General features: G+C 40.3%; 8 protein-coding genes. All 8 read right to left on the bottom strand.

Annotated features, from left to right (window positions below):
* Window positions 1-145 precede the first annotated feature (145 nt).
* Complete coding sequence (locus tag ACFIKG_RS06290) at window positions 146-349, bottom strand: hypothetical protein (protein WP_375626319.1); 204 nt, start codon at window positions 347-349, stop codon at window positions 146-148.
* A gap of 952 nt (window positions 350-1,301) precedes the next feature.
* Entirely contained in the window at window positions 1,302-2,306 is a 1,005-nt protein-coding gene (locus tag ACFIKG_RS06285; RefSeq protein WP_375651936.1) for a phage tail protein, read from the bottom strand.
* Window positions 2,303-3,442, bottom strand: a complete 1,140-nt coding sequence (locus ACFIKG_RS06280; protein WP_375651935.1) for a tail fiber domain-containing protein — start codon at window positions 3,440-3,442, stop codon at window positions 2,303-2,305. The genes ACFIKG_RS06285 and ACFIKG_RS06280 overlap by 4 nt, the downstream gene beginning before the upstream one ends.
* Window positions 3,439-3,921: a hypothetical protein gene (locus ACFIKG_RS06275; protein ID WP_375626325.1), complete on the bottom strand. Its 483-nt coding sequence runs from the start codon at window positions 3,919-3,921 to the stop codon at window positions 3,439-3,441. The genes ACFIKG_RS06280 and ACFIKG_RS06275 overlap by 4 nt, the downstream gene beginning before the upstream one ends.
* A gap of 283 nt (window positions 3,922-4,204) precedes the next feature.
* Window positions 4,205-5,668 (bottom strand): hypothetical protein, encoded by a 1,464-nt coding sequence (locus ACFIKG_RS06270; RefSeq protein ID WP_375626327.1) that lies wholly within the window; start codon window positions 5,666-5,668, stop codon window positions 4,205-4,207.
* Window positions 5,669-6,168: 500 nt separating this feature from the next.
* Complete coding sequence (locus tag ACFIKG_RS06265; RefSeq protein ID WP_375625389.1) at window positions 6,169-6,864, bottom strand: hypothetical protein; 696 nt, start codon at window positions 6,862-6,864, stop codon at window positions 6,169-6,171.
* Window positions 6,865-6,947: 83 nt separating this feature from the next.
* Window positions 6,948-8,066: a N4-gp56 family major capsid protein gene (locus tag ACFIKG_RS06260; RefSeq protein WP_375625388.1), complete on the bottom strand. Its 1,119-nt coding sequence runs from the start codon at window positions 8,064-8,066 to the stop codon at window positions 6,948-6,950.
* 240 nt (window positions 8,067-8,306) lie between these two features.
* Window positions 8,307-9,080 (bottom strand): hypothetical protein, encoded by a 774-nt coding sequence (locus ACFIKG_RS06255; protein ID WP_375625387.1) that lies wholly within the window; start codon window positions 9,078-9,080, stop codon window positions 8,307-8,309.
* Window positions 9,081-9,088 lie beyond the last annotated feature (8 nt).

The raw sequence follows: 9,088 nt of genomic DNA, 5'->3' as shown, positions 1-9,088 counted from the left end.
CAGACAATCTCAGACAATCTCAGACAATCTCAGACAATCTCAGACAATCTCAGACAATCTCAGACAATCTCAGACAATCTCAGACAACTATGTGAAAGGCTTTTGAAAAAAATTTCTTCATCGAAAATTTTTACAAGGTATTTTTTTAGATTATATTCTGTTTTCCACCTAAAATGATGATTTTACCACCTGAAACCAAAGAAAAATACATGTCACCTTGCATGCTTTGTTGACTTTCCCCAAAAGGACAAAGCCACCCCCACCGGTCTTTAAATAATGCCAATCGATAAACAACAATCTGTAAACAATCTGGCTTATTATCTAACGGATTTGGCTTGGCTTCCCTCATCAAATGCACCTTGGAATGCATCCCATGCATAAAATTTTAACCGCACCTCAAACAATAGTATTTTACGACACAACAGGATAAACTATTGTCTTACAGATTTTCTCGTATCACTCTCATTCTGTTTCAAGAAGTTGCCTGATAAGCACAAAATGCCATCTAAGAGAGTTCAATGCCTCACCATGTAACGCATCGCCAATCTGCTCTAGCCAACAAAGCGCCCATTTTGAAAGAATAAACGCTTTTTACATACACTCCCAAAAGAAGGAGAGAACCATTTTGCCTTTCCTCACTTTAAATAGACATATCCGTTGACCTCTTCCCACCACCTCAAAGGACGAAGATTTTAGCCCCTATCGGTTTGTAAACAATTCAACTACTCTGAAAGGATTCCGTCTGCTAATCATTTATATGATTCATTGGCATAAGGTTTAACCAAGCAAGCCCTCCACTGAATAGATGTCTCTTCAATACTTAAATGGATCAAGTATTGTATATCTTATTTTCCTTATATCACCAGCTTCAATAATAGTGTTTTAATGACGATGTTTTACGGCATAACAAGATAAAATTTTATCCATGGGCTTTTTGTCATCGCCCACCAGCACCTTAAACCCAGCGCTTTAAACCCAACGCTTTAATAATGTATCACGATACCACAAGAGAGAAGCATTTTGGATAAAGTCTTTATTCCTCAGCAAAAACTCTATGAATAAAGAAAGTTTTTTTGTTCTCTTTTACCCCTACCTTCAATAATCACTGTCTTGATCCTCTAAAGAACAATAGGCAAACTGACCGTTACACATCCAACAAAGGCAGCACAAAAAATAAAATAATAAAGAGAGTTGAGTTTTTTCTAAAGCGCCTCAAAACTTTCTGCACAATATATTCTATAAGACTTTTTCTCATAACAGATATTTTGCAATCATTTTTATCTTTCTCAAAGCTTTCATTCTCAGGCTTTGACAGCATAAATCACCGCCATATTGACAGGGCGTGTTTCATCACCCCCTGTTTTTTGCAACAAGACCTTATGTTCATGCTCTCCTGCAGCCTTCGTTAACCGATCTTTATTGTAGACTTGAGCCAGACTTCTATTATATTCACCGTGATTCATATCCCAAACTACCTTGTCAATCATTGGATAACTATGCTGGTGTTTGCCTGTTGAATCTGTTTTTCCTTCATGGGTATGAGATTTAAAAGACTCTTCTTGTCGACTTCCCAAGCGACGTCCTTTATCAATTGCTTTTCCACTATCGAGCCCCCGTAAAAACATTCCACGCAAATCGGGAACATTGAATGTTGTTCTCCCGTCTCCTTTTCCCCATGTTTCTCCCAGAACAGCAAAGAGATTGGCATAGCTCCTTCGCGAATATTCTTTACCATCACACAGTAACCATCCAGAGGGTATTTTTTCTGTAGCAAAAGTCCCGATAAATCCAGAAGAAAACGTTTCCGGTAAAGGAGGAAAGGGCGGAATTTCAGGAAGTTTTATAGTAGGATTGGTTAAAAACCAGCCATCAGCATTTTTTCCGGCAATATCACGCGTATAGACGATCTCATAAAGCCCCCCTTTTTGAATTTCTCCGCCCTTTAAAGGCATAATACCCTCTGGCGTTGCCATATAAGTTGGTCGTGGAAGTAATTGATTTAAAGAAACATTTGTTATTCCTCTGTTGGCGCCTTGTGCTTTGAAGCGCACAACAATGCCATCCATATAAGTCTCAAAAAAAGACTTTGTCGCCAAACGAAGTGATGTCCTCTCGTTCTTCACATCAACAGTAAACTGTGTTTCAATCCCGCCCCCATTATCCAACAAATATTCTTTGATGCGTTGCATCATAGCGCGAGCACTATCATTAACTGTGCTTGGAGGTTGCCCTTCTGCCCAGTTTATACTCTCGTCGGCATAAGCATTTTCTGATGCGATAATTGACCAATCATAAATCGAACTCATAGAAGATACTCTTTATTCAAAAAGGGAAAACGAGCAAAAAATGAAGAAAAGAAAGCCGCAATTTTATTTTTAGATGCCGGTATTTTCTCCTCTTTCATTTTCTCCATTTTCAGTCCTATTTTGTCATAATCAACATGCAATAATTTTGTTTTTGCATTGACATAAACAGCTTCCGGCTTCACACGCAACACGTCTTGCGCCATAACGCCCTGATAACGTTGTGGATTTCCTTTATAATTAAAGGTATAAAGTGGATATCCCTTTTTCTGCCCCACAGGGATAATATTTTCTTTTGCCCTCACATCACAAAGCCCTAAAATTCCGCCGACCAATCCAAGCACTTGCTGCGCATCACGCAATGGATCTTTTGTCACAGAAGGCATTGTCGTGGATTTTCCGGAAGTCGTTCCGTAATTTCCAGCAGCCTGAGTCCCGACCTGTAACAAGCTTTGCAATCGGTTCCAATCTTGATTATCTTTTTCTGACCATTTTTGGCGTTCAGCATCTAAGATATTTTGACGATTTACATCTTGAATCATGCCCCCTTTCAAAGCATTGCTTTGCACGTTACTCTGTCCTTGATAATAGCTATTTGCCGCATTAACCTGATCATTCTGAGAGCGATCAATCATCTGGTTTGCACTCATCATATTGTTAATATCTTGATTATATTGCTGCGCTGCAGCATTTGTTGCCAAGGCGCCTAGCTCATCGGCCAGCACACCGGTATGAGCCCCAGAGCCATAACGTCCTGCCCCAGACATTGATTGATTAATTGCATCGGAAGTTTTATTCAGAGCATTTTGCAATGCAGTATTAAATTTACTATTGCTTCCAATCCAGCTTCCCTTAGCCATACCGGAAAGATTTGTAGCGCTGTTGGTTGGTGCATTCAACCATTGCGTTACCGTTGGATTGTTATAGAGCCCTGCTGCTTGTTGTAAACCGGTCAGAGCATTTTTTGTCATATCGCTAAGACCAGCGACTCTGTCTCCCTGATAAACGTTTCCGCCAATCCCTTTATTATAAAGTCCAAGTGCATCAGCACTGGCTTGTTTAAAAATATCAGCCGCCCAAGCAGGTGGAGCATTTGTTTGTGTTGTTGTCTGCACTTGAGGTGTGGTTTTTCTACTCATGACTTGAGAACCTTTCTATATTGAATAAGATTACGAGAATATCCGTGATGAGCGAGCTTTTTCGCCCATCCAGTTCTTCCAAACATGTGCATTTCTTCAGCATTAATTGTTCGCGCCCATTTTTCGACTTCATCAATCAACTTGACCAATTTCAGCCCTCCCTCTCCAGCAAGATCAGAGAGAACGACGCATTTTTTTCCCGTATGGGCACTTTCAACTTTGGTGATTGCAAAAGCACTAAATTGGATTTTATTTTTTAAGACCAGCCACAATTGTGCTTGTCCTGTAACGATTTCTTCAGCAATTTTTTCCAGACAAACATCATCAGGAAAGCGCCGAGCATATTTTCTCAATGCAGCATTGAGAGCCTCTTGATAGGGCGCTATTTTTTCCCATGGCCACTGCTCTGTCAAATGAGCAGAATATAAATCTTGACTCTCTTGCATCATAACTTTGGCTCTTTTAGCTTTATCACTCATCTCCCCTTAAAGAACATCCCCCTACGCATTTCTCATGTTCCATGCCCCCCGCACAATAAAAGAAAAAAAGCCCCATCATCTCTTTGTCACAACAAAAAGGAAACTTCTTCTTTATAAAAATAAGCCATTGTGCAGACTATTTTTCCTTTATCGCAGAAAAGCATGAAGCATGAAGCATGACGCACCACCTTGTTCCTTTGTTTATAAAGGCTTTGGTCTATGAGCATTTATTCTTTAATAATAGGGGCGTGATCCTATCGCATGGTATTACAAAAGGGCATGCCTATCGCATGCCGGCCCGCGTCAATTCCACATCAAATCCGGTGACATGAGTCCAATTCACCCCTTCAGGAATGCGCAATTTAAAGCGATAAAACCGTGCCCTTGCGCGACAATGAATTTGTCCCGTATTATAAGAGGGCTGTTTTTCTGGCAACCAAACAGTTTCCTCTTCAAGAGATTGTCGAAAGCGCATTCCCACAGACAAATAAAACTTTCCACTATTGACTTGAGGCATAATATTTTTCACCCGTGTTATCATGCCATTTGTCTGCCCCATTTCTTGTGATGTCACCACACAAGCCATAGGAGAACCAGAAAACGAACCAAGTCTGCCCTGTTGATCAAATGCCCCCAGAATAGGCGATTCATTTTTCCAAACTTTACTATCGAGAGAAAAGGACAAATTATCAATATTCTTAGTCACAAAATCAAGACCTTCTAGGGTTGTTCCGGCTAAGAAAATAGGCAATATCATTTTGATATCGACGAGAGCTTTTGTCCATTTTTGCAATCCCCAATCATAAATGAGCAAGATACGTTTATGAAGATTCTCATCAGAATCAACCATCCAATAAACACGATTATACACCCCATCGATAGCCGCAGACATGGTATACAAATTATCCTGCCTTGATTTTGCGGTCATCGTTCGATCGACTTTTTCGAACCCAATGGGGATAATCTGTCCATCATTTGTTATTTGATAAAAACCGCCCTCATCGGCAAAGAATGCTAAATCACCGCGACAAACAATTGATTCAGCATTTTTTGCGCCTCTTTTATCGTGTATTTTTTGGAAACTAAAAATAATCTTAGAGCCAGGGATAAAAGAACCGGCATAGATTGCAGAACGCATAAAGATAATTGGATTTGTTGTCTCCGTTGCCCCTTGAACAAATCCGCCATCAGGAAAATCTTGATAATCGCAACTTTTTTTCCCCACGGTCCAAAATTCAGCATCATTTAATCCAGACCAATGAACCCGTCTTGGATGCTCGGTTAATTTCATCAAACAAACGAAATCTCCCCAGATTCGAACAATCCCTGCTTGTGGTGGATTTCCTCCTAAATTTCTAAATCTTTTATCATGATTAATATCAATCACTTGTGGTTTATCATTGGCATTCACCGCAATGATAAAATCACCAAACAAAGCAAAAGACCACGGAGCATCGATATTAGCCAGATAAGATTTTCCTTTTTGGCTAATATCTTTCCAGTTCATTGTTGTATTATCAAGCAAGAAGATTTTTTCTCTTGTCCCAACAATAATGGAAACCCCATTTTTTGTTTTAACCGCAAGAGCGCCTAAAATTGGCTCAGGACAAGGCTCTGATAAAGGTTCAAAACTTGGCATAGGGATATAGGAGCCATCAGCCGGTAGCACATTAACAAGTTCATCGGTAAAAATTCCATTGATATCCGCCACATCGGGTCGATAATCAGCGATTGGGAAAAAAGCCATCAAGACCCCCATAAAATCTTTGAAGAGCCTAGTGCCATTCAAAACACCGAGGCTTATTGATAAAAAACCACAAAAGCCCTTAAAACTCTAAAGGCATAAAATTCAACAAAATACACAACCTTAAGTTGACCAACGCATCGAAAAAAAGATACCATAAATAATGGCATACCCAGCGCCATCCACCAGCGCCCGACCAAAATCAACCGCCCGCAATCACCCCAACAACTGGGAAAAAGCCTTTAAACTCTCCATAAATCTTTGAAGAGCCTAGTACCATTCAAAACACCAAAGCTTACTGATTGAAACCACAAAAGCCCTTAAAACTCTAAAGGCATAAAATCCAACAAAACACACAACCTTAAGTTGACCAACGCATCGAAAGAACGATACCATAAATAATGGCATACCCAGCGCCATCCACCAGCCCTTCACCATCAATCCCCAGCGCTCATCCAACCATAAGGGACAAACCAGCCATCAACGATTTGGAACAAAGCCTTTTAAAAACGCATTGGGCGAATCTTTGAAGAACCTTTTTGGCGCGATGTTTCAATACGCAAAGCTTGAAGCTGTTCTTGAAAATCTCTGAAAGAAACGGCGGCATATTCAGGATCTTTAAGAATATTTTTATAAAGTTCATATTTTGCCCGTGCTTTAATAAGATCAAAAGCATAAATCAACCAAGGATTATCATCCTCTTTTAGTTGTTCATCGGCAAAATGAACAGGAGCATAAGAAAGCTGTACAGTTTCCACATGTTCTGGTGTTGGAAAGAGTCCTATTTTTTGATCAAGGCACGTATAAAAGAATGGCGTTCCTAGCGCAGGATTCATACCATATTGTTGATGCAACACTTCCAAGGGCTTAAAGAACAACTTTGTTGGTGTTGCATTCTTTGTTGCTAAAAAGACGCCCTCCAAACTCTTTTCTGATTCAATAAAAACTCCCTCTTCTTGCCCATACCATGTTTTACCACTTTGTGTTTTAAACGTCCTTTCTCTTTTTTCATTAAAGAAAAAGGGTTCGCGTTCACACAAACGCAAAGCCGTAAAAATTGAATCTTGAATTTGCAGAGAATATTCCGCTGTTGTATCATCAATTTCATCTTGAATAAGGGCGACCATATAAGCAAAAGTTTTAGAATGGTCTGAATGTGTAAGGTTTAGATTTTGGGGATCAGTGGATAAAGTGGTCATAAGCCTGTCCTTGTTTCTGGAAGCATTTTAAATTTTTCCCCCAACAGATCCCTCTTGTTGGGGGAAGTGAGCAAACATTCGCTTTAAGCGGGTGCTCCATAAGTTGGGATGACGATAGTGCCAAAATCCTGAGCCCCTTGCGTACTTCCTGGCAAGGTAAAGCAAGTTTTTTTCATACCAATAATGGTTTTTGCCGCGACCCCGAATTCTCTTTCATAGTCGAAGAGTTCTTCCACCAATTTATAGCGTGTTGCTCCTCGATCTTTACCAAAAGCAATCACAGCACTCTGCGCACCAAGGAGAACAGCACGACGCACATTTGGTACAGCTTTATTTGCCGTCCCAGATTCGACCCCTTCGGTAATATGTTCAGCTTCGCGTAAAACCACACCATTATACATGCCCAAAGATCCATCATAGAGCGGATTTTTGATACGACTTCCACTATAGATTGCCTTGGTAATATCGAGCCATTGCCCCGCATCTGTGTTGGTTCGCAATTGTGTCACTTGGGTTGGATGAAGATAAAGCACATAGACATTTTCCCCATCGATCCGCACGGGTCTAATTTTAGGATTTGCCAATTTAGCCCGTTCAACAGCTTTATCAATGAGCTTAAGATCAAAAACATCGTTTGATTTTAAATCTTCATCTTTTGTTTTTCCATTAGGGCGCACGACGCGTTTATCGGTTGGTGCCGTTGGTGCATTAAACCCATAATGGACAGGTTTAAGATTAATCGTACGTCCCTCAAAGTTAATAGCTTTTGCAGTATATCCACACACTTGAATGAAGAACATCATACTCAGACGATCTGCATACCAATCAACCAAACCATTTTTTGCCTCAGTACGCAAATCATGGAGAATTCGTTGTTGATCAATCGTTCCCTCATTTTTGACACGCACAGCATGAACGAGTTCATTAATTGCCAAACGATCATTGAGAAACTGTAAAGCTTCTTCATTGCCTTCCAATGTCTGCCCTTCGCTCACCCCATCGCCTAGCAACTGCACACGCAAATTAAAGCTAATAGCATCCCCACTTGCTTTCGTGGTTTCATCTTTTAATTGTACGATACTGTTTGAATCATTTCCAATCAGCGGTGCAATCGGAAGTGCTTTTGAGACTTCTTGGTTTAGTAATTTAGACCATGTGCGCACTGCCATTGGGTCATTAAGTCCGATATAAGTTACAGTCATTTTGTCCTCTAAAAGTTTTATTGACATAAAAAACCCGGCAAAGCGCCGGTTATTAAAACACCACATTTCATTTCAAATGGTGAATAGGTTGTTCGTGAGTTTTATCTAATTTCTGTTAGCGTCTGCCTCCCCCTTATAAGAGCTCTCCTCACCACATCCGTGCTTTGAGAAATCCCCCACATTCCTGCGCTAAAAGCCTCTCCACGTTCCTGCAAAAAACACTTGCCACATTCTTGTTTTTTAAAATTCTCTTCCCCCCATTAAGCGATTAAAAGAAGCTTTATTTTTAGGATCAGAAACCCAAGCGCTAAACTCTGCTTCTGACATTTTATCAAGCATCTCCAAAGAAATCGGCCCATTTGGCGTCAAGCCGTTATAAGCAGCAAGTGTACGTGCAGAATTGTGTCTTTCCTGTAAATTTTCATCCATGTTATTGGGAACATTTGTGTAGCCAATTTTTTGTGCAATAGAGTAAATCACTTCAGCCGGATTTTGATTTTTTTGCGCACAATCGCGCAAGATCTGTTTCAACTCATCACCAATCAACGCATCAATATTTTTGGGATCGGCCATCTCAGGATAGAGAGAAGCACAAGCTGCCAACTGTTTAGCCCGCGTTTCATAAATAAAATCAGCGGCTTGATCAAAATCATGATGCTTTTGTTTAACACTTGCAACAGACTGCTGAAAAAACGCATGCAACTGTTCTGCTTCGCGAGCCAGAGAAGGTTGTTGTTTTTCATGTAAAAGCCCTTGTTTTTGGAGTGTTTTTCCCAACCATTGCATATAGCCCATAAAGTCTTTTTGCGGATCTGGCGGACCATCTTCTCCCCCTTGAACTTCTTTTCCAGCCTTTTGCGAAGAGTCCTGTTTTTGATGCATTTGCCCTTGGAAATTATCTTCAAGAGTTTTTTCTTCTCTTCCAATTTCACCGTCTTCTCCCTCTTGTGTTGAGAGTAGATAATCCTGTTTCAATTGGTTTTGTTCTGCTGGCGTTAAGTGTTCTTGATCCATGACATTAG

The organism is Bartonella sp. LB28NMGDW (genome assembly GCF_042194435.1).
In the GTDB taxonomy this organism is placed as follows: Bacteria; Pseudomonadota; Alphaproteobacteria; order Rhizobiales; family Rhizobiaceae; genus Bartonella; species Bartonella grahamii.
The sequence above is the reverse complement of the archived record's forward strand: the minus strand, read 5'-3'. Positions and strand labels throughout refer to the sequence as shown.